This is a genomic window from Moorena sp. SIO3E8 (genome assembly GCF_010692445.1).
In the GTDB taxonomy this organism is placed as follows: domain Bacteria; phylum Cyanobacteriota; class Cyanobacteriia; order Cyanobacteriales; family Coleofasciculaceae; genus Moorena; species Moorena bouillonii.
In genome coordinates this window covers 1-20284 of sequence record NZ_JAAHHM010000079.1, presented here as the reverse complement: position 1 = coordinate 20284, position 20284 = coordinate 1, and the positions used below count along the sequence as shown (strand labels likewise).

The following is a 20284-nucleotide window of genomic DNA, read 5'->3' as shown; positions in this document are numbered from 1 at the left end:
AAGGTTAACAGGTTGAAGGTTAACAGGTTGAAGGTTAACAGGTTGAAGGTTAACAGGTTGAAGGTTAACAGGTTGAAGGTTAACAGGTTGAAGGTTAACAGGTTGAAGGTTAACAGGTTGAAGGTTAACAGGTTGTTAGGGTGTTATACCAAAATTTAAGGATAAAATCCTCACTTAATCTAGTTGACATTAATCTAGTTGACATTAATCTATAGCGTTGATCATACTTATGAGATCAAGTTAATTTTCTTAGCGCTACTTCCAACTCCCGACTCCCGACTCCCGACTCCCGACTCCCGACTCCAATTAACCCAGGATGAAGTCTCTGACCCAATTGAGAACTGCTATATATAATTAATTACTGGAGTTGGCGCTGAATCCGATCATTTAAGGGAGTATTGCGAGAAGCCATACGAGCTTTTCCGGCAGCTGCCCAATCCTGTAAAAATTGGATTTGCTCTTGGGCTGTCCGTGCTAAAGGGATAATTTGGCTAGCGGCTTCTAGAATATCATCTGTAGTGAAGTCTCGGTTTTGGCTAAAGCCGATGTGCATGGCTTCGATCAGGGTCTGCTCAATTTCTGCCCCAGAAAAATCAGGGGTTTCGTAGGCTAATCGGTCTAAAGCGTAACTCTTGAGATTATGAGGTCGCAGCCGGGATAGGTGTAGATCGAAAATAGCACGACGTTCTTCCTGGTTGGGCAAACCAACAAAAAAGATTTCGTCAAATCGACCTTTGCGGAGCATTTCTGGGGGTAAGGCTTGGATATTGTTGGCAGTAGCTACCACAAACACTGGGGATTTCTTCTCAGCTAACCAGCTAATAAAGGTACCAAAGACACGACTTGTTGTGCCTGCATCCCCTTTAGAGGATAGACCAGAGAAGGCTTTGTCAATTTCATCAATCCAGAGGATGCAGGGAGCGAGAGCTTCGGCTAGCTGAATCATCTGCCGAGTACGGGATTCTGATTCCCCTACTAAGCCACCAAATAGACGACCGACATCTAAACGTAGCAGGGGTAGATGCCAGTGGTTTGCGATCGCTTTTGCAGTTAAGGACTTCCCAGTTCCTTGAATCCCCACTAATAGTAAACCACGAGGATGGGGTAACCCGTATTGTCGCGCCTGTTCTGTAAATGCTCCACCCCGTCGCAGTAGCCAGTCTTTGAGGTTGTCTAAGCCACCGATGTCGGAAATTTTTTCTTGGGTTGGGTAGAACTCTAGGATCTGGGTTTGCCTAATAGATTGGCGCTTTTCTTCTAAAATCAGTTCTACATCTGAAGGTTGGATGGCATTATTAGAGGCAATCCCACGAGCTAATACTCGACGAATTCTTTCTAAGGAAAGACCAAGAGCCGAGCGCACCAGCTCATCAATGATTTTTTCAGTCAGATTTTGACCCGTTGCCCCCAACAAACGTTTCACCTCAGCTTTAATTTCCGATGCCGTTGGTAAGGGGAATTCCAACACTGTCAGGACTTCCGTTAAATCCGAGGGGACGGACACTTGGGGGGTAACGATAACTATATTCTTAGGCTGGGATTTGAGGGTACGTGCCAGATTTCTGAGTTTACGAGCAACTGATACATCTTCTAAGAATCGGTGAAAATCTCTTAATACAAAGATTGCAGCAGCACTTTCGCCAATTCTATCTAAAAATTCTAAGGCTTGTAAGGGATTGCGGCGTCCAAAGCCGATATCATTAGGATTTCCTTGGTAACCATCCACAAAATCCCAGATATAGACACCACGATTACCCAAACGTTTAGCGGATTGCTTAATCGCTGTTTCTACTCGCTCTTCTTCTAGAGTGGGAATATATAACAAAGGGTAGCGAGCACGTAGCAGAAGCTCAAACTCGTCATTGAAATTCATATAGCAAAGGGAACAGGGAACAGGGAATAGGGAACAGGGAGTAGGGAGCAGGGAGTAGGGAGCAGGGAGTAGGGAGCAGGGAGTAGGAACCCGTGGCGAATTAAATTACGGGTCAAGCGCACCTAAGCGGCCAAAGGGGGTTTCCCCCAGTCGTGCTTTGCCGTGGTTTCCCCCATGAGCGACTGCATTAAGACGGGAATATGCCATCAAAAATTATGACAATTCCTACATGGATTTTTATATAGCGTTTCTCGCAGTTATGAGGTAAGCTTTGCAACCTCAAAGTCCCCCTTATTAAGGGGGATAATGGGGGATCAATTTATACCTTATGGGATATAGAATTCCTATATAGGAGCCAATTACTCAAAAAGTTAATGCTATAAATAAATATTTAAACCTTAAACATAGCATTTTTATTTCCAAGAAACTTGGATAACGGCTCTGCTGCTAGTAACTCCCTGACCAATTTCCCCTTCAGCATTATACTACCAGGCAACTCACTATCCAGGAAGTTTTCTCTTCAGGGATTCTAGAGCGCCCCAACGTTGATCCCGTAGTTGATCCCGTAACTCTGCTTCACTGTTATTCTTAATCTGGATACCTATACATTCTTGGTCACACAGCTGCCGTGGCGGAATTGCCAGACATAGTTGTTCGTATAACCAAGTGTCTGGATAAAAATACCCCTGAGCTGGAAGGGTTTCTTGTAAATCATCCCACGTTATCTCCTCCTCTAGGGATTCATCCGACAGTTGGTCAGCTGAGGAAGCTAACCAAACTAATTCGGATGTATCGATGCTTAGGCGGTGGTTGTACTGTTTTAAGCAGCGGTGACAAGTCAAGGTAATGATCGTTTCTGCTTGAGCACAGACCTCCAGGTAATTTCCTTGATGAGCCACTTGCACTTGACCTCGAACTGGAGTCAGTGTCTGTAAATCCACCAAGAATTGATTGACCGGAGTTACTTCTATTTGCTCTGGTAATTTGAGCAACTCAGGAATATAGATAGCCTCCATAATGCTTATCCTTTGCAGTTGACTGTTAAGCGTTGATGGTTAACCTTGAGCTTCTCAAACACTCAGCAAAAAGCGACCATTTATAGACTTAAATAGTTATATAGAGTTAATGCATTATGTTAGTCAGGTGATGGGAAGAATCCCAAGTGCAATCAGCAGTGATAGAATAAAAACTCTTAATCTGTCAATACCTGCGACGCACCACCAGTCGTCGGTCTGGCTCTTGCCCTCGACTAAGAGTTTCTAAATCCTCAAAAGCCTTGAATAGGGTATGGACTTGACGCCGCTCTGCTGCCGATAGGGATTTCAATTCAAATTCTTTCCCGGTCTGACGGACTTTCATAGCAGCGTGTTCAGCGATCGCTTGAAGTTCCACTTGCCGTCTGGCTCGATAGCTATCGATATCGATTACGTAAACGGCTTGTTCTTCCTCTTCATGACCCAAGTTAAGGAGGGAATTGGCTAAGTACTGGATAGAATCGATAACTTCCCCTTCCCGACCAATTAAAGTTTGAGTGTCTTTCGAGGTCAGTTGACTATTATCGATTGTCAACCAGTAGCTGGGTCGCTCTCCTAGGGGAGCTTCACCATCAGCTACCTCTATACTGGCGGGCAATCGAGATAATCGCAGGAGTTCTTCTAACCACTCTTTACCACGCTCCTGATGTTGATTTACCATACTAAACTAACTTGATGCCTTTTTCTTTGAACGCTTGGGCTCAAAAGGCAATGCCTCTCGACCCTCTCCAGACTTAGCTGCTTGTTTTTTTGCCTCTTTTTCCTGCTGCTCAACTATTTCTTGCAAATTCTCTGGCAGAGGTTCTCTCGATAGAATGAAAGTCTGGATAGTTTGAAATATATTAGCTACAACAATATACATCAATACCCCAGCTGGCAGGGGAAAGAATAAGAACATGCCAGAAAACAATACTGGAGTAATCTGATTAACTACCTTTTGCTGGTCCCCGGCTTGCCCTGCACCTGCACCTGAACCAGACAACAGCTGGTTGACGTACAAACTGATCCCAAAGAATAGAATCATCCCTACGATATCCCAGTGGATAGTGCCATCGTCATCAAAAGCACCCACTCTTCCTAAAGCATCAATAAATAGAAAGCCTTTGTTAGCAGCTATTCCCGTTAAGGTTCCCTGAAGCTTTACCTCTCCAGGCATCAGGGCTTCTAGTGTCCCATCTTCAAGAATACGTAAGCGGTCTTCTCCGTTGACTATTTGCCAAGTGGGAGTGATATCGGTTTCTGGATGCTGAGCAATTAGTTGATTTAAGGGTTGACCTTCAACAGTTTGAAACTCTACTTTGGTTTTTTCCCCAACTACCAGCTTATTTCCTGCCGGAAGTAGGGCGATGACTGGTTCATGTAAGCCATCGGTAATGTAAATATTTTGGGGTTTGGTGGTAAAGACTTTAGGCTGGATATATTCCAGCTGTTCTTGGGGAAAAATTTGTAAGTTGACGTCGTAGTTAATGTTTGCAAAGGGTGATCCCCGCAAGGTGGCAAATAGGGCAAACAGAACCGGCATTTGTACCAACAGTGGCAAACAACCGGCTAGGGGGTTGCCAAACTCTTGAAACAGCTTACTCATTTCTTCCTGCTGTTTAGCCGGGTCATCCTTGTAGCGCTCTTTTATTTCGTCTTGCCGCTTCTTCATCAAGGGTTGGGTGACTTTCATGCGCCTCATGTTGCGAATGGAGCCAGCATTAAGAGGGAAGAGGGCAAAGCGAATCACCAGGGTCAAGGCTATTATGGCTAAACCATAGCTAGGCACAATCCCGTAAAAGAAATCCAGGATTGGCAGCATGATGTTGTTGGAGATAAATCCGATACCAAAGTCCATTCGTTTGACGTTAACCTAGGCGCTATTGTAAAGTTTTCTGTGTCTAATGTAACTAATCTCCGTCCCTATGCGGTTCGGGTTTCCGACTTTTATCAGGTATATCTACTGACATCAAGGAGTTGAACCGATTTTGGTGGCCAGATGTAGGAAAGGGAAGACTAGATCAGGGCAAGTGACCGATGTCAAGGTTTTCTTGGCAATGTTCTGTCTACATCATTTTGATGGCACTAACGGCTTTGCCTGTTTTGTCTGCTGCTCGTTCGGCAATGTAGTCGTAAATTTCTCTAAACCGGGGTATTGCCCGCATTTCCAAACGGCTACCATCTTTTAGGGTAACGACAATATCTCCCCAAGTTCCTATACCACGGGGAACTGTGGCAATCTTTGAAATTTCGGAATAGATCACATCTGAGCGATCGCGTCCCCGCCAACCCCCAGTTATTGATATGCGGCGGCTGGTAATCCGATACCGTAGCCATAGAGCCCTGACAATAGCAGCTACGGTTAGAGGTATGAATATAATCGTAAATGCCAACAATATGCTAATGATCAGATCTCCCCGGTGAGGGCCACCCTCATAAAATACATCTTCTCTAATGCCCATCCAACACCTCTGCTTTTACCAACAACTTTTCTAATTCTCTCAAAAGTTGTGCATATTCGCACTCTCTGGCTTCTGGTTTTACTATTACGACTAGTTTCCAACCGGGGGATAGGCGTGGTAATAACTGCCTGAGGGCGGCTCGAAGTTGCCGCTTAATCCGATTTCTAACAACTGCTTTCTTACTGACTTTTTGGCTGATGGAGATGCCAAGACGGGAGGGAGGGTGATTGTTTGATAGGGATTTTTCTGGCGCAATGGTTTCTTTGGCAATCGCGGGAATAGTACTCTGTTGTAAACCCCGTAATGTTAGGTAACGCCCTGAACGACGAATACCTGAGCGATATACTTGCTTAAAATCTCGCCAGTGCTTAAGTCGATTGGCTTGAGGCAATCCCAATGCTTAACTCTAATCCTTGATTAATATCAATTCCTTGAGCAAGATAAAGGCAGAAGAGCCACTGGAAATGGCTGTTTCTTAACCTTTTACCTTTCACTTGCAGCAGGTCGGCATCAATGCTTGGATGACTAGACCGAGAGACGACGCCGTCCCTTGCTTCTGCGAGCTCTAATCACATTGCGACCATCTTTGGTGCGCATCCGGGCACGAAAACCGGATTTTCTTTTTTGCTTACGGTTGGTTCCGCCTAGAGTGCGTTGAGTCATGGGTTTGCTGGAGGAATACTATTAACGAATACTATGAAGGATTGATTGCCAACTATAGCTGATTGTTGATCATACCATGTCAAGGGGTGATCTATCAAGCCAAGCTATCAGTTATCAGTTATCAGCTATCAGCTTTCAGCTATCAGCTATCAGCTATCAGTTATCAGCTTTCAGCTTTCAGCTTTCAGCTTATGAGTTAGGTCACAGCGTCGAAGCGTCACAGGCTAGAAGCCTGTGCCACAAGGCTGACCGCTGACGGCTGACCACTGACCACTGACCACTGACCGCTGAATGCTGACATCCCCTCAGATGGTTTAGTCCTGCCATGGTGTACTTGGGTATGGCTCTTCTGTTGAAACCACCTTGAGTAAATTCCGAAGACCTTGATTCCACTTTTCTAGTTTTAAATAGTCGCTCATTTCAATTTCCTCAATTAAGCAGTTAAGGGATTCATTAAGATTAGCTAGCTCTAGGATTTCCGCCATCCGATTTGCCTCTAATTCAGACAAAACCGGAAGAGCTATTAGCTGGCTATATTCTTCTGCTATTTTTTGGGCTAATTTATTTTTTTTTTGTTTAATTATGCTCATTATTTTTATGAATTTATCCTGTATTTTTATTTGATAAAGTTTTAGTAAAAAAAATTATTATACAAAGAAAATTGTTTAAAAAATATATTTTAAGTAATAAAGGAAGATTGGGGCAATCATATCAGGAATGCCCCCAAGCGGTTTCCGCACCCTAATTAGCTATAGCTAATCATAATATTTTGTTTACTAATTATGCTTCTTAAGCTCAAAAAATATTTTGCGCAAACGCTTTAGGGAACGATTACCTCGCTGCCTGGCAGACGCCTCAGTAATATATTCTCCCTTAGAAGCTAGATGGCTCACTACTTGTTGCCAAGATAACCCTTCTATGTGCCGTAACACGATTAGTTGGGAGTCCTGTGGCTCTAACTTTTGAAGAGCTAGCTCCAACAGCTTTAAGTTTTCATCGTCAGAGTTTGCCGAGGAAAGGCTATTGCTGGCTTCTGGTGCTAGTTGACGCTCTATTAAATTAGAGTCCCATGACTGCTCTTTTTTTTGTTTCCGGCTCATCTCACGGATAACATTGAAGGAAGTCGCCCTGATCCAGGCTCTAGGGTTTTCAATCTCTTGGCCAGAGTCTAGCAGTTTTATTCCCCGCAAATACGTTTCATGAATTACATCATACATTTGATAATGTGGTAAATTAAATTGGTGTAGTTTGGACTTGATTCCGTTGAATAATGCAGCATAATATTTTGCTTCATTAGTTTCTAAAGAGGTTTGTTTCAATAAATGTTGAACCGCTGATTCAAACTTTATCCTAGGGGTTAAAGTTTTTTTTATTGTCATTTATTATGTCTCCTATGGTGACATTGAACACGACCTCCTGTTTATGATAATATTCAATATTTTTGAATTTTTCATTGACCTATAAGTTACGTGGTTTTATCATTAAAGCTTTATATATTTTTTGTTGTTGATTATTATCAATAAGATGATAATTTTTAGGTAGTTTATATTCACATTTGGCCATTGGACACTGTCTCCTATTTCTAATTTAGTTTGGAAGTAAAAGCTATCGCTATTTACTACTTGAAGAGACGAACTATTTTTTATGCGTAGCAGAATATGCTGCTACGCAAATCATCAGATTGCCTCTTCTATATATATGTGCAGAACGGTCAGAAAGTGTGACACCCTCCCGAAAAAATTTCCAAAAAAAAAGAGGGTGCTTGAATTTTGAATAGTAGCACCTCTATAGGAATGAGCCAGTCAATGTCACGAAATCCTTGAACAGGCACATTAATATGTAGCCTCGCAATCAGACTCTAAAGCTGCTAGTAGGCGGTGAAAGAACATGCGTACTAATTTTGCGCCAAAATTCTTTGGGGTAGGAATTCTACTCTGAGTCAAAGCCTGCTGGATAGTTTGTAGCGTCTAGGCAGGCACTCAAGAGAAAATCGTGGCTATTCCAAGAGTCGTCTCTAAGTGTTCAATCACTATGTTAAATAATCAACAGAAAAAACCAAGTAAGCACAACTTCCCAGTTTGGCAAATTACCTTACCGCTCTGTGGAGTCCTGATCTTTGCTATAGGAGCTATCACCACAGTCTATATGATCAACGGTCGGTACCTTTTTCACCTAAAGGCTACTCCCAAGGGACTCGAAATAATGACTGACGTAGACAAAAGGGAAATTAAAGAGAAATCAAAAACAAATCAAATTAGCACAAGTGATCAATAGACTTCGCTAGTTTTCCTGGGAGGTCTAATCAATAAGGGGGTATGGCAGGTGTGGTGAGGAGGGGAGTGGGAATAAGCTGTTAGCGATTTAAATTCTGAATGGGGGCGCTTTGGGGAGATGGGGAGAGGCTATGACGGGGTGACGGTTACCCTACACCGGAAAACCAACACTCTTTCCCCTACTCCCTGCTCCCTGCTCCCTGCTCCCTAAAACCTAGGACGATTTATCTCACCCAATTCAGAACTACAATAGATTAACGACCAATACTCACAATCCAGGTACCGACATAAGTGGGTAGTGGAATATCACCAGCAGCTAAGACATAACAAACGAAGTAATAAGTACCCCCATCAGGGTTTTTGACATTGGAAAATACTAATTCCACATTTTCATTGGCTGGAACTGGCTCTTCCATGTAAATCTGAAGGCTATAATTCTCTTTGTCCCAGACTACTTCAGAGACCGGGAGGGATTTACCGTCAACGCGCACTTCAATTTTGTTCACGTCGAACTTACCATCGTAGTAATCTGGATAAGAAATAGAAAACTGAGCAACTCCCAATTCCAGTTTCTTCTTGGGAATCTTCAAGCGGTAACGATCCCAGTAATTGGGGGCACCGTTAAAATCTAGGTGATATCTCAGGATATTTTCCCGCTTAACACCACTCCAGAGTACCAATCCGGGATTACTCTGGGCTAAGCTCCGAACCGATAGCCCGGTCAAGACACAACCAGCTAATGCGATCGCGGAAATCAGACGTTTGATGGAAGATTGTGTGGATAGCATAAATCTAATGCTGCTGACTTGAGCTGACAATTAACAGTTATTTGTTTTTTCACTGTACTACTTATATATATATACGCAAAAAAAAATATATATATATACGCAATATATCCCTAATACGTAAGCATTCAGCGGTCAGCGGTCAGCAGTCAGTGGTCAGTGGTCAGCGGTCAGCGGTCAGCGGTCAGCTTATTTTATTCAAAAGCTGTTCGGTGTAGCTTGGCCACAGGCCCACAGCTGATAGCTGATAGCACCTCAAGTAGCGTGCGCGTAGCGCTAATCGCTGATAGCTGATAGCTGATAGCACCTCAAGTAGCGTGCGCGTAGCGCTAATCGCTGATAGCTGATAGCTTACCCTAATACCAATTTCAAACCCTATCGCTACACCTTAATCACTCACTACACCCCATCACCCCATCACCTATAAATCGATCTGACTAGTAAAGATTACCTACGACAACTGAGTGCAACAGCACAATTCCTAAAACAAGTTAAAAATAATCCTCTCTTTTGGCAGATCACCATAGGATCCAAACAGAGATCCGGTTATGGGGAAACATGTATTTGAACAGTCAGGGAAATTTATATAGAGAAATTGATGCCAGCAGTTCAAATTCAGCAAGAGGCGATGCCTGGTGTTGGATACCACGACAAGTAGCATATAAGGACAAGTAGCACAGATGGGAAGCCAGTCAGCTGATCATAAGTGAGTTAATCGCCCAGGCTTAAAAGCATTGGCGGTGTCAGGGAGCAAACTGATCCCGTTCTAGTTGAACTTGGGAATCCTCTAAACAGGGTGAACATCCCCCAGCAAGAAGAAGCTACCAGTTGCTAAAAACCACTCGAAATCAAAAGAAATAGAAGGATAGATTGTCAACAAGGGACAACATTTTTCAAAGAAGTTGTTACCTGATTCTATTTACCGAAAATAGTTACGGAAAACAGTTATTATCGTCAGTTTTCCTGATTCTTGTTGTCCTCACCTAAGGAGTATTTGTCACCCATGACCAAAAGCTATGTTAGGAGATACGGTGGCCTTAGCCCCTGAAAGTGGCTGGTCTGGACATCCTTTGCCTGATGCCTCTAGACCCACTGTAGTGATCAATGAATTTTCCGTCCTTATTCCATTTAGACAACTGAAGGAGAGTCAATGACCCTAGCCATTCCCAAAGAGGCTGAAACGTCAGATTTACAGCCAACCAAAACTCGCATGAAGGTTGGTATCCCGAAAGAAGTTTACCCAGGTGAATGCCGGGTAGCTGCTACACCGGATACAGCGAAGGTGCTCCAGAAACTTGGCTTTGATGTGCTGATTGAATCGGGAGCAGGAGAGACAGCTAATTTTCCTGACAATGCTTACGAACAAGCAGAATGCCAAATCATTCCTGATGCCAATAGCCTTTGGTCAGAGGCAGATATTGTCCTAAAAGTGCGTCCTCCTCAGATGCATCCAACTCTAAACAAGCATGAGTCTGAGTTGCTATCGGAAAATGGCACTTTAATCAGCTTTATCTGGCCAGCCCAAAACCAAGAACTGCTCGAACAACTTTCAAGCCGTAAGGCTACAGTGTTGGCTATGGATGCGGTACCTCGCATCACGAGGGCGCAAAAGATGGATGCCCTCAGTTCTATGGCCAATATTGCTGGTTATCGAGCTGTGATTGAGGCAGCCAATAACTTTGGCCGCTTCTTTACTGGCCAAATTACTGCAGCAGGGAAAGTTCCCCCAGCTAAAGTGTTGGTGATTGGTGCTGGGGTAGCTGGACTAGCTGCTATTGGTACCGCTAAAGGTTTGGGTGCTGTTGTGCGCGCCTTCGATACCCGCCCCGTGGTTAAGGAACAAGTGGAAAGCATGGGGGGAGAGTTCCTGGAACTGGACTTCAAAGAAGACGGTACAGGATCTGGGGGCTATGCCAAGGTGATGAGTAAAGAGTTCATCGAGGCGGAGATGGCATTGTTCGCTGCACAGGCTAAAGAAGTGGACATCATCATCACCACTGCCCTGATCCCCGGTAAAAAAGCACCGCTGCTGATCACTGAAGAAATGGTAGCGAGTATGAAAGAAGGCTCAGTGGTCGTAGATATGGCAGCTGAGCAAGGGGGCAACTGTGAGGTGAGCAAAGCCAATGAGGTCTACAAATACAAAGGTGTGACCATCATTGGTTTAACTGACCTACCCAGCCGTATGGCTACTCAATCTAGCCAACTCTATGGCACCAACCTTTGTCATCTCCTCAAGGACATGGGTGGTAGTGAAAATTACCGTGTCGATATGGAGGATGAAGTGGTTCGGGGAGCCTTAGTCCTAAACGCTGGGGATGTAACCTGGCCCCCACCCAAGCGGCCCACACCGCCAGCACCTCCCAAACCGGCACCGGAACCCCAGACTGCGGTAACTAAAGAGCAGTCTGTGCCAGAGACGAAGAAGTCAAAGGGTATCATGGGCTTGCTCTGGCCAGTGTTAGTGGGACTCGCCCTAATTGGCTTGGGAATCGGAGCACCTCCTTCTTTCCTCTCCCACTTCACGGTATTTATCCTGGCCTGCTTCGTAGGCTGGCAAGTGATCTGGAACGTAAAACCAGCCCTGCACACCCCCTTGATGAGTGTTACTAATGCCATTAGCGGCATCATCATCATTGGTGGCATGCTCCAAATTTCCGGCGCAGCTACCTCACCTACTACTATTCTGGGTGCGATCGCAATTTTAGTTGGAACCATCAACATCTCCGGTGGCTTCCTCGTAACCCAACGCATGCTCAAGATGTTTCAGAAATAGGTTAGACCCTTGAAGGTTTGAAGGTTTTGAGAAGGTTGAAGGTTGAAGGTTTGAAGGTTGAAGGTTTGAAGGTTGAAGGTTTGAAGGTTGAAGGTTTGAAGGTTGAAGGTTGAAGGTTGAAGGTTTGAAGGTTTTGAGAAGGTTGAAGGTTGAAGGTTTGAAGGTTGAAGGTTACAGGTTGAAGGTTACAGGTTGAAGGTTGAAGGTTTGAAGGTTTGAAGGTTGAACGCGATCGCGTGGCCAAAGGCCAAGGTTTGAAGGTTGAACGCGATCGCGTGGCCAAAGGCCAAGGTTTGAAGGTTTGAAGGTTGAACGCGATCGCGTTCAACCAAACCAGCTACCCTACACCGAACGCCAAAGGCTAACAACCAACTAACCTTCAACATTCAACCAACTAACCTTCAACATTCAACCAACTAACCTTCAACCAACTAACCTTCAACCAACTAACCTTCAACCAACTAACCTTCAACCAACCAACCTTCAACCAACTAACCTTCAACCAACTAACCTTCAACATTCAACCAACTAACCTTAAACATTCAACCAACTAACCTTCAACCTTAACGTTGAACACCATAAAACTAAGGAGACTATGTCAAATAATCTGTTGACAGTTGCCTATATTGCAGCTAGTGCTTTATTCATTCTCAGCCTGGGGGGATTGTCTAACCAGGAAAGCGCCCGTAAAGGCAATATTTACGGCATTCTTGGGATGCTGATTGCTTTTGTTGCCACTGCCCTAAGTAGCAATGTAACCGCATACCTCACTCTGGGAGGGATGATTCTGCCAGGAGTGATTATTGGTGCGATCGTGGCATCTCGGGTAGCCATGACCTCCATGCCAGAACTGGTAGCAATTCTCCATAGTTTTGTCGGTCTTGCAGCTGTACTGGTGGGTATTGCCAATTACCTGCAAGGGGGGGAATCCCTAACGGGTGCAGAAGTAACTATTCACCAGTTAGAAATTTATATTGGTGTGTTCATTGCGGCAATTACCTTCACCGGTTCAGTGATAGCCTTTGGGAAACTACGAGCTATCATCAGCAGCAAACCCCTAATGTTACCAGCACGCCACGTACTCAATCTGGCTATGCTTGGGGCTGTGATCGGGCTGGGTTACCAGTTCATGACAGCAGAGGGGACGGCTGGTCTGCAACCCCTGTTGATTATGGCTGCGATCGCATCAGTGTTAGGCATCCACCTGGTAGCTGCTATTGGGGGTGCTGATATGCCAGTGGTCATCTCCATGCTCAATAGTTATTCCGGATGGGCCGCTGCAGCAGCAGGCTTTATGCTGTCCAATGACCTGTTAATTATCACTGGTGCCCTAGTAGGTAGTAGTGGTGCTATCCTCAGCTACATCATGTGCCGAGCCATGAACCGTTCCTTCTTCAGCGTGATTTTAGGAGGCTTCGGCGAAGGTGCAGGAACTACAGCTAAAGCTAAAGGTGGTGATCAGCCGGAAGGTCAAGTCACCGAGACCACAGTAGAAGATACCGTAGAGCTGCTACAAGGGGCCAAGAGTGTTATGATTGTTCCCGGTTACGGCATGGCAGTAGCTCAGGCTCAGCATCCGGTGTCCGATATTACCAAGATTTTGAGGAATGCCGGTATCAATGTTCGCTTTGGCATTCATCCAGTTGCTGGACGACTACCAGGACACATGAACGTGCTGCTAGCTGAGGCAAATGTGCCTTATGATATCGTTCTAGAAATGGATGAGATTAACGAGGACTTCCCAGAAACCGATGTAGTACTCGTGATTGGTGCTAATGATACCGTTAACCCTAGTGCCATGGAAGACCCCAGTAGCCCAATTGCTGGGATGCCAGTCTTAGAGGTTTGGAAAGCTGGTACAGTTGTGGTGATGAAACGGGGAATGTCCAGTGGCTATGCTGGCGTTGGCAATCCCCTGTTCTTCAAAGAAAACACCAATATGCTCTTCGGTGATGCCAAGACTAACGTTAGCGCTATCCTAGGCAAGCTCGTAGAATCTAGCCGGGACAGTGCAGCATCTAGCTCAGGAAAAGTCTTAGCTACATCCTCTGCAGGCTGAGTAAGGGTTAGAGGCAAATAACACCCGGATTTTGGCTCTAACCTTGACTTGATATCGAGTTTGGGGGAAGTTAGGAGTGTGGAAAGGGAATATTTTTTGGTACAAATTCCCTGCTATTCTCCCCTCCTTCTTCCTCTTCCCTATCTTCGTAAGCATTAGCTGTTGGCGTAGCCTGCGCGTAGCGCATATGCTTACATTTTATCTTTCATTTCAACAGCAAGATAACGGAAATAATTGATATGGGTTTTTCTGTAGACGTTACTAGCAGCAACTACGCCACTGAAGTTTTAGAAAAGTCTTTTGAGAAGCCTGTATTAGTAGACTTCTTTGCTACATGGTGTGGCCCCTGTCAACTGCTCAAACCAACCTTAGAGAAACTAGCTAAAGAATATGACTTTGTTTTAGCCAAAGTTGATATTGACCGCAACCAAGATTTAGCAAATAACTTTCAAATTGAGGGAGTCCCCGATGTCCGAATTGTCACCAATGGTGATATTATTCCTGGTTTTGTGGGGGTTTTACCAGAAATTCAGTTGCGGGAAATGTTAGCTAGGTTAAATCTGAAGTCTGAGCTAGACATTGGACTAGAAGAAGCTCGGGTTGCCATGGCAACTGAGGATATATCCCGAGCCAAACAGCTGTTTGAACAGCTAATTGCCAAGTATCCAGAGAATCAAAGTTTAGTCATTGAAGTGGCCAATTTTTTGGTTCACATTAATGAGCCAGAAGAGGCAACCATACTCTTAGAAACCATTCAATACAATGATCGAGAATATTTCCCCAGAGCTCAGGCAATCAGAGCATTGATTCAATTTAAGCAGCAGGCGAATCCTATTGGGGAAAGTGAATTAGATCAGTTATTTGCTCAGGCATCTCGGTTAGTTGTAGAGGGACACTATGAAGCAGCCCTGAAAATCTTTTTAGAAATCGTCAGCAAACATCGTAACTATAGAGATGATGGTGCAAGAAAATCCATGATTGCGGTGTTTGATGTGCTGGGTAATGACCATCCCCTGACGAAAAAGTATCAGCGGGAGTTGATGCTATCCCTATATTAGTTTTGGCTAAGGGTTTAATAGGGAAAATCGAAAATAAGAATGCTCTTCCGTAATTGTTATGCTAAATAAACAGTCTGTAATAGGGAACAGGGAACAGGGAATAGGGAACAGTGGGAAGAGGCTGTATTCAGTAACTTTTGTTAGTTGAATAGCATAATTTTCCTTGTACAGTAAGCTTTATGAGTTTTTTTAACTGGAACTTTAGCATAAAAGGTACTGAAGAACCAATAAAAAAAATAAATCTCTTTTAAAGTAACAAGTTGCCAGTAACAAGTTTTAACCTGAAATATCAGTAGGGTAATCTGTATGAGCAGCTTCTAACTTCATCAAAATCTTTGGCTTCAGCTTTTCAAACTCTTGCTTAAGTATGCGTTTGCTCAACATTGCTTGATTAGTTGAGTTTATTGTCTTAGACGAATTCGCCCAATCGATGAATAGCTGGCGTTGCGCAGGAGCAATGGTTGAGGTCATTATATTAGCACAGTATTCTGGTTCTGATTTGGCAAAAAACAAAATACGGTAATATCCAGTATCTCCCAAAAGTCTGATTATGTTCTGACCATGATTTGTTTTGAGGTCTAAGTAGCAAGGAAGCCAACAAGCACCGTGGTAGCGATTATGTACTGCGGTAATCCATAGCAGCATTGGATGAGGTACCATCACATACAAGAATTGGTTGTAGCGTGTACTAACCTGACGGTTCTCAATCTCTTCTTTAGTGAGCATCACCCAGAGGGTAGGAAAGGTTGTGCTAGTTGTACGAATTATCTTAGGAAAGACAATAGATGCTTTAGGCTTGTCATCGGGCCAGGAGGTTCGCCGACAAATATCATTCCCTGATACGGGAAGTATTTGTGTTGCCTTACTCAGAGGTTTCTCGGATAGTATTGTTTGAATCCGATGACCCAGATAGCGACCGCGATCATGACCTTCGTTTAATGAATCCAATGTTCGTAGGATAATCCCGACATTTTGAGGACGATCAGATACCTCTTTCGCTATACAGGTCATGATTAGGTTCTCTAGGGACTTCGGCAGCTTTAGCTTGGGGTTAATCGATGCAAAGGATTTAGGTGGGCTGAAGTGATGAGCTTTGTACCAACTACCAAAGGAATGATCTTCTGGAAGAATGGGCATGTGACCAGTTAACATCTCAAACATCATCACCCCTAGACTATAGATATCAGAGCGTTTATCCAGTTCCTTTCCCTCCATTTGTTCCGGTGAACAATAGGCTAGGGTACCCATAAAAGAATGGGTTTGAGAACCATCAAACTGAAGAAGCTTAGCAATGCCAAAGTCAAGGATTTTGATCAGTTCACCGAAGGAGGAATCTTCGACAACGATAATGTTACTGGGTTTAATATCACGATGCACAATTGGAGTGAGTGTGCCTTTAAATACAATGCCTTGGTGAGCACATTGTAATCCCAGACAAATTTGACGGGCAATATGCAAAAATCGGGGTAAGGATAGGATTTTAGTGTGAATTATTGCGCTTAAATTTACCCCTGCCAAGTATTCCATGACGTAGAAGGAAATATCGTTTTCATCTATGCCATAGTCCCTAACTCGCACGATGTGATTGCTTTTCTCACCAAGCAAAGCGCAAATTGTTGCTTCGCGCTCAAAGCGATCGCGCATTTTTTGGTTCAATAATGTATGGGAGAGAAATTTGACAGCAACAGTTACACCTCCGAGGAGCGTATCTTTGGCTTGATACACTTGACCCATAGCACCTTTGCCGATCAACTTGACCAGTTCATAGCGATTGGCGAGTAGACGACCTTTGTTAGGGTCTGTGATCATAAGTTCCTTGGTGAGATCCCGAATGTAACGTGTTCATGAATCATTAGTCACTAGTCATCGCTCATTGGTCATTGGTCATTGGTCATTTGTAAATACTAGTAGACTTAATGTGGATCACAAAGGACTAAGGACTAAAGATTAAGGATAAAACTGACTAAGGAATAAACAAGATGAACGCTGGTAGCAATGGTCACAGGCGTACTGCTTTTAAAACTCCCTTAATTCCAGAATACTTCTATTTTTGCTGACGTTTCAAAGTTGCTTCCATTGTGCTACTGAGATAATGACCTGCCATAATGCTACTGGAGAGGTAGTATATATTTTCATTACGTTGATACCGGGTTTCAAAACCACTGCGTCGTTGGCGATCCCCTAATACCCAATACCGTTGCACAATGGATTCTGGAGCCACCCAGCCTTCTCCCTCGACACGACCTAGGAGGCTGTGTTGTAAGACAAAGGTATACTTCGGCTCGCCAGTATCAAGACGCCCTAGATACTGGCAAGAGATATCCTCCCGTTCACTATTGGGAAACACCAGTCTTGTGACCATAGTAAACCAGTTTTCACGACTCCAGGTAACCATAGTCCCACCTCTGACTACAATTAATTTTCCATTGCGTTCCAGCCAATTGCCCCGAAGTGTCCAGCGTCCTGCCTCCAATAAAAAGGTGTGAGCCACAGTGTTACTCTTTATCTGTTACTGAAATATTACCCTCTGACGTTCCCCACTCATTTTAGCTGCTATCCTTAAGGTTGTGGGGTTTACCCCCTCAGGTTATACCATTGGCAAACTTCCGGGAGTAGCCCAACTCCTACGGATCAACAGACAAACTAGTTGAACTCTGCTCCAAACTCACCCACGGGGGATTCTCAAGTTGCTCATGGGGAGGGGCTGTGTGCGGAACCTGCGTCCGCACCTTGTAAGCCCCGTGGGAACCCCCGCAGGTCGGCACTGCCTCACGGTCATCTCAAGCACCATTAGCAAGTTCAGGTGACGTGACCTCCCCAAGACCGTAATGGTGCGTTTGACCCGTAATTAAATTCGCCACGGGTCGCACCTCTGCATCGCTAAAATACCCAGTTTTAGGATGACTGGTGTTGCGATCTCGGAGAATACAGGTTTCCTAGACATACAGCCTCTGAAGCTCCGGTTACTTGAGGAAGGTTGCCCGGAATACCGAGGTTACGCCAATGAGCCAAAACAGCAAATGCGATCGCTTCTTTAAAATCCCGACTTAACCCAACCTGGTCAGTGGTTAATACTGGCACCGAATCTAGTCTAATTTGCAGCCGTTGCTTCAAGTATAAATTGCTTGCCCCTCCACCACACAAGAGTACTTCATCTGGCATTTGAGGCAAGAAGTTGCGATAGCTCTCAACAATAGAGGCAACAGTGAGTTCTGTGAGTGTTGCCAGGAAATCAGCAGGAGCAAGGTTATAGGCTTCACTTTCTCCCAAACACTGCTTGAGGTAATCTAGACTAAACAACTCTCGTCCGGTAGATTTTGGGGGCGGTATCTTGAAGAACTCTTGAGCAAGCCACTGTTCGACCAGAGCCTCACAGGGAGTGCCACTCGCTGCCCACTCTCCATTGTAATCATAGGTTTTTCTACCGTTGGTAAAATACTCGACAGCCAGATCTAACAGGGCATTCCCCGGACCAGTATCCCAGCCATATACCTGTTCCAACCAGTTCCCTTGACTAACTGGCAAGTAAGTAACATTACTAATACCACCAATATTTTGGATACATCGGTTATGGGTTGATGACCGGAGCAAACAGGCATCTATCTTAGGAACCAGAGGCGCACCTTCTCCCCCAGCAGCAATGTCAGCCACACGGAAATTGCTGATGGTCTTGATACCGGTAATCTCAGCAATCACCTCTCCCCGTCCCAGTTGAAGGCTATATCCCAGAGTCGTTACAGGTTGAAGGTTAGCTGGTTGAAGGTTAGTAGGTTGTTCGCGTAGCGTGGCCTTTTGGCCAAGGTTAGCAGGTTGTTCGCGTAGCGTGGCCTTTTGGCCAAGGTTAGCTGGTTGAAGGTTATCAGGTTGTTCGCGTAGCGTGGCCTTTTGGCCAAGGTTAGCAGGTTGTTCGCGTAGCGTGGCCTTTTGGCCAAGGTTAGCAGGTTGTTCGCGTAGCGTGGCCTTTTGGCCAAGGTTAGCAGGTTGTTCGCGTAGCGTGGCCTTTTGGCCAAGGTTAGTAGGTTGTTCGCGTAGCGTGGCCTTTTGGCCAAGGTTAGTAGGTTGAAGGTTATCAGGTTGTTCGCGTAGCGTGGCCTTTTGGCCAAGGTTAGTAGGTTGAAGGTTATCAGGTTGAAGGTTATCAGGTTGTTCGCGTAGCGTGGCCTTTTGGCCAAGGTTAGTTTCCGTTGCAGGTTGTTCGCCTTTGGCGTTCGAGAAGGGTAGGTTACCAGCTTGAAGGTTATCAGGTTGCAGGTTGTCTGGAAAACCTTGGCCAAAAGGCCACGCTTTCGGCAAAGCCGTTCGCGTAGCGTGGCCTTCGGCCTCCGCTGCGCGAACGCGAACAACATTCAACCGGCCAACTTTCAACTCGGAAGAACTTTCAACATTCAACCTGTCAACTTTCAACTCGGAAAAACCTTGGCCAAAAGGCCACGCTACGCGAACACCCTTGACCCCTAATGGTCGATGGTATACTGTTTGACCATGGGAGCCAATTAACTCAGCGGGGGGATGACCACTCCCAATTGCCAATGCTGCTTGGGCAAATTGAAATGCGATCGCATCATCCAATGCTGCCAATTCGGCCATGGATAGGGGAGTGCCAGTACAGACAGCTAGAATTTTCTCCCTGAGTTCAGTGGGGTAGCCATAGGTAGCACCAGCCAGTAGCTCAATCTTTAAATCTAAGTCTGAGCCAGAAATTTCTACTAGTGCAGCATCGATGCCATCTACAGATGTACCGCTCATTAAGCCAATTACACGGGTCATCTTAAAATTGTGTTGGGTTAAGGTAAGCTAAAAGTACCAATATAGGATAAATACTGCAACTGATGGGTAACGGATGTAACGGATAGGAGGAGAGGGAAAATAAAAACAGGTTTATTTTTAGCCTTATGTTAGCTACTGACTAGTAATTAATGTTTAGTTAGTCTATCGCTAACTATTTATTGTTCATTTCTAATATTACCACCTAACAATAACAAAACCCCTAAGACTTTAAGCGCAGGAATCAAAATAAGTTGATAATAACTTTAGCTTAGCTATTTTAAGATTTGGGTAATCGTTGGATTTTGGCGGAAAGTGCCGCCAAAAAACCCTAAGCCCGAAGGAACGGCTCAGGGTGGTAATTAAATTTCATCTACTTCTTTTAACTCCACCATTTCTGCCACTGTATCCGGAAAACAGAAACTCAAATAATGTAAGCATTCAGCCGTCAGCTTTCAGCGGTCAGCGATTAGCGCTACCTTACAGGGTCGAAGCCTGTGCCACGCTACTGTTCGCGCAGCACCTCAAGTAGCGCAATCGGTGCTTTTGAATGAAAGA

Annotated in this window: 21 protein-coding genes; 4 read left to right on the top strand and 17 right to left on the bottom strand. The window is 44.7% G+C overall.

Annotation, left to right across the window (positions count from 1 at the left end):
• Positions 1–198 precede the first annotated feature (198 nt).
• Positions 199–354 (top strand): hypothetical protein, encoded by a 156-nt coding sequence (locus F6K46_RS26275; RefSeq protein WP_293062532.1) that lies wholly within the window; start codon positions 199–201, stop codon positions 352–354.
• A 4-nt stretch (positions 355–358) separates the two neighbouring features.
• Here the strand turns inward: F6K46_RS26275 and F6K46_RS26270 are convergent, their stop codons facing one another.
• From F6K46_RS26270 to F6K46_RS26220, 11 genes are all read right to left on the bottom strand, one after another.
• On the bottom strand, positions 359–1873 hold the full coding sequence (locus F6K46_RS26270) for an AAA family ATPase (RefSeq protein WP_070394089.1): 1515 nt from the start codon (positions 1871–1873) through the stop codon (positions 359–361).
• A 500-nt stretch (positions 1874–2373) separates the two neighbouring features.
• Positions 2374–2889: a YceD family protein gene (locus tag F6K46_RS26265; RefSeq protein WP_293062527.1), complete on the bottom strand. Its 516-nt coding sequence runs from the start codon at positions 2887–2889 to the stop codon at positions 2374–2376.
• A gap of 184 nt (positions 2890–3073) precedes the next feature.
• Complete coding sequence (locus tag F6K46_RS26260; RefSeq protein ID WP_293062525.1) at positions 3074–3568, bottom strand: R3H domain-containing nucleic acid-binding protein; 495 nt, start codon at positions 3566–3568, stop codon at positions 3074–3076.
• A gap of 6 nt (positions 3569–3574) precedes the next feature.
• Positions 3575–4744, bottom strand: coding sequence for a membrane protein insertase YidC (gene yidC, locus F6K46_RS26255; RefSeq protein WP_070394092.1), 1170 nt, complete (start codon positions 4742–4744; stop codon positions 3575–3577).
• A gap of 208 nt (positions 4745–4952) precedes the next feature.
• Complete coding sequence (locus F6K46_RS26250) at positions 4953–5348, bottom strand: PH domain-containing protein (RefSeq protein ID WP_293017280.1); 396 nt, start codon at positions 5346–5348, stop codon at positions 4953–4955.
• A complete protein-coding gene (gene rnpA, locus F6K46_RS26245) occupies positions 5338–5745 on the bottom strand; it encodes a ribonuclease P protein component (protein ID WP_293062522.1) in 408 nt (135 codons plus the stop codon). Before rnpA ends, F6K46_RS26250 begins: the two co-directional genes overlap by 11 nt.
• Before the next feature lie 128 nt (positions 5746–5873).
• Complete coding sequence (rpmH, locus tag F6K46_RS26240; RefSeq protein ID WP_044494288.1) at positions 5874–6011, bottom strand: 50S ribosomal protein L34; 138 nt, start codon at positions 6009–6011, stop codon at positions 5874–5876.
• 201 nt (positions 6012–6212) lie between these two features.
• Positions 6213–6338 carry a hypothetical protein gene (locus F6K46_RS26235; protein ID WP_293062520.1) on the bottom strand — a complete coding sequence of 42 codons (126 nt, stop codon included), beginning with the start codon at positions 6336–6338 and terminating at the stop codon, positions 6213–6215.
• A complete protein-coding gene (locus tag F6K46_RS26230; protein ID WP_293062518.1) occupies positions 6326–6601 on the bottom strand; it encodes a hypothetical protein in 276 nt (91 codons plus the stop codon). Before F6K46_RS26230 ends, F6K46_RS26235 begins: the two co-directional genes overlap by 13 nt.
• A 186-nt stretch (positions 6602–6787) precedes the next feature.
• Positions 6788–7330 carry a sigma-70 family RNA polymerase sigma factor gene (locus tag F6K46_RS26225; RefSeq protein ID WP_293062516.1) on the bottom strand — a complete coding sequence of 181 codons (543 nt, stop codon included), beginning with the start codon at positions 7328–7330 and terminating at the stop codon, positions 6788–6790.
• 1208 nt (positions 7331–8538) lie between these two features.
• A complete protein-coding gene (locus F6K46_RS26220; RefSeq protein WP_293017287.1) occupies positions 8539–9072 on the bottom strand; it encodes a DUF2808 domain-containing protein in 534 nt (177 codons plus the stop codon).
• 1147 nt (positions 9073–10219) lie between these two features.
• On the opposite strand from F6K46_RS26220, the gene pntA reads away from it, so the two are divergent.
• Entirely contained in the window at positions 10220–11845 is a 1626-nt protein-coding gene (pntA, locus tag F6K46_RS26215; protein WP_366510767.1) for a Re/Si-specific NAD(P)(+) transhydrogenase subunit alpha, read from the top strand.
• Position 11846: 1 nt separating this feature from the next.
• Here pntA and F6K46_RS26210 read toward each other — a convergent pair whose 3' ends face one another.
• The 3 genes from F6K46_RS26210 to F6K46_RS26200 are packed head-to-tail and all read right to left on the bottom strand — an operon-like array spanning position 11847 to position 12365.
• Complete coding sequence (locus tag F6K46_RS26210) at positions 11847–12089, bottom strand: hypothetical protein (RefSeq protein ID WP_293062514.1); 243 nt, start codon at positions 12087–12089, stop codon at positions 11847–11849.
• Positions 12031–12231, bottom strand: coding sequence for a hypothetical protein (locus F6K46_RS26205; protein WP_293062513.1), 201 nt, complete (start codon positions 12229–12231; stop codon positions 12031–12033). The genes F6K46_RS26210 and F6K46_RS26205 overlap by 59 nt, the downstream gene beginning before the upstream one ends.
• Before the next feature lie 8 nt (positions 12232–12239).
• Complete coding sequence (locus tag F6K46_RS26200) at positions 12240–12365, bottom strand: hypothetical protein (RefSeq protein WP_293062512.1); 126 nt, start codon at positions 12363–12365, stop codon at positions 12240–12242.
• 75 nt (positions 12366–12440) lie between these two features.
• On the opposite strand from F6K46_RS26200, the gene pntB reads away from it, so the two are divergent.
• Together pntB and F6K46_RS26190 are read left to right on the top strand one after the other, a co-directional pair.
• The gene (gene pntB, locus F6K46_RS26195) at positions 12441–13904 is read left to right on the top strand and encodes a Re/Si-specific NAD(P)(+) transhydrogenase subunit beta (RefSeq protein ID WP_293062511.1); all 1464 of its coding nucleotides are present in this window, start codon (positions 12441–12443) and stop codon (positions 13902–13904) included.
• Between the two features lie 239 nt (positions 13905–14143).
• Entirely contained in the window at positions 14144–14962 is an 819-nt protein-coding gene (locus F6K46_RS26190) for a tetratricopeptide repeat protein (protein ID WP_293062510.1), read from the top strand.
• Positions 14963–15238: 276 nt separating this feature from the next.
• Here F6K46_RS26190 and F6K46_RS26185 read toward each other — a convergent pair whose 3' ends face one another.
• The 3 genes from F6K46_RS26185 to F6K46_RS26175 form a co-directional block, all read right to left on the bottom strand.
• Entirely contained in the window at positions 15239–16771 is a 1533-nt protein-coding gene (locus tag F6K46_RS26185) for a serine/threonine-protein kinase (RefSeq protein ID WP_293062509.1), read from the bottom strand.
• A gap of 235 nt (positions 16772–17006) precedes the next feature.
• Complete coding sequence (locus F6K46_RS26180; protein ID WP_075901690.1) at positions 17007–17453, bottom strand: hypothetical protein; 447 nt, start codon at positions 17451–17453, stop codon at positions 17007–17009.
• Positions 17454–17857: 404 nt separating this feature from the next.
• Positions 17858–19729, bottom strand: coding sequence for an anhydro-N-acetylmuramic acid kinase (locus tag F6K46_RS26175; protein WP_293117499.1), 1872 nt, complete (start codon positions 19727–19729; stop codon positions 17858–17860).
• Positions 19730–20284: the final 555 nt, after the last annotated feature.

Excerpts from the sequence above, each read along its gene's own strand:
- F6K46_RS26265 (WP_293062527.1), bottom strand. The coding sequence starts at position 2,889 with ATGGAGGCTATCTATATTCCTGAGTTGCTCAAATTACCAGAGCAAATA.
- yidC (WP_070394092.1), bottom strand. The coding sequence starts at position 4,744 with ATGGACTTTGGTATCGGATTTATCTCCAACAACATCATGCTGCCAATC.
- F6K46_RS26230 (WP_293062518.1), bottom strand. The coding sequence starts at position 6,601 with ATGAGCATAATTAAACAAAAAAAAAATAAATTAGCCCAAAAAATAGCA.
- F6K46_RS26175 (WP_293117499.1), bottom strand. The coding sequence starts at position 19,729 with ATGACCCGTGTAATTGGCTTAATGAGCGGTACATCTGTAGATGGCATC.
- F6K46_RS26200 (WP_293062512.1), bottom strand. The coding sequence starts at position 12,365 with ATGTTGAAGGTTAGTTGGTTGAAGGTTAGTTGGTTGAAGGTTGGTTGG.
- F6K46_RS26235 (WP_293062520.1), bottom strand. The coding sequence starts at position 6,338 with ATGGCAGGACTAAACCATCTGAGGGGATGTCAGCATTCAGCGGTCAGT.
- F6K46_RS26220 (WP_293017287.1), bottom strand. The coding sequence starts at position 9,072 with ATGCTATCCACACAATCTTCCATCAAACGTCTGATTTCCGCGATCGCA.
- F6K46_RS26270 (WP_070394089.1), bottom strand. The coding sequence starts at position 1,873 with ATGAATTTCAATGACGAGTTTGAGCTTCTGCTACGTGCTCGCTACCCT.
- F6K46_RS26190 (WP_293062510.1), top strand. The coding sequence starts at position 14,144 with ATGGGTTTTTCTGTAGACGTTACTAGCAGCAACTACGCCACTGAAGTT.
- F6K46_RS26185 (WP_293062509.1), bottom strand. The coding sequence starts at position 16,771 with ATGATCACAGACCCTAACAAAGGTCGTCTACTCGCCAATCGCTATGAA.
- pntA (WP_366510767.1), top strand. The coding sequence starts at position 10,220 with ATGACCCTAGCCATTCCCAAAGAGGCTGAAACGTCAGATTTACAGCCA.
- rpmH (WP_044494288.1), bottom strand. The coding sequence starts at position 6,011 with ATGACTCAACGCACTCTAGGCGGAACCAACCGTAAGCAAAAAAGAAAA.
- F6K46_RS26250 (WP_293017280.1), bottom strand. The coding sequence starts at position 5,348 with ATGGGCATTAGAGAAGATGTATTTTATGAGGGTGGCCCTCACCGGGGA.
- pntB (WP_293062511.1), top strand. The coding sequence starts at position 12,441 with ATGTCAAATAATCTGTTGACAGTTGCCTATATTGCAGCTAGTGCTTTA.
- F6K46_RS26205 (WP_293062513.1), bottom strand. The coding sequence starts at position 12,231 with ATGTTGAAGGTTAGTTGGTTGTTAGCCTTTGGCGTTCGGTGTAGGGTA.
- F6K46_RS26260 (WP_293062525.1), bottom strand. The coding sequence starts at position 3,568 with ATGGTAAATCAACATCAGGAGCGTGGTAAAGAGTGGTTAGAAGAACTC.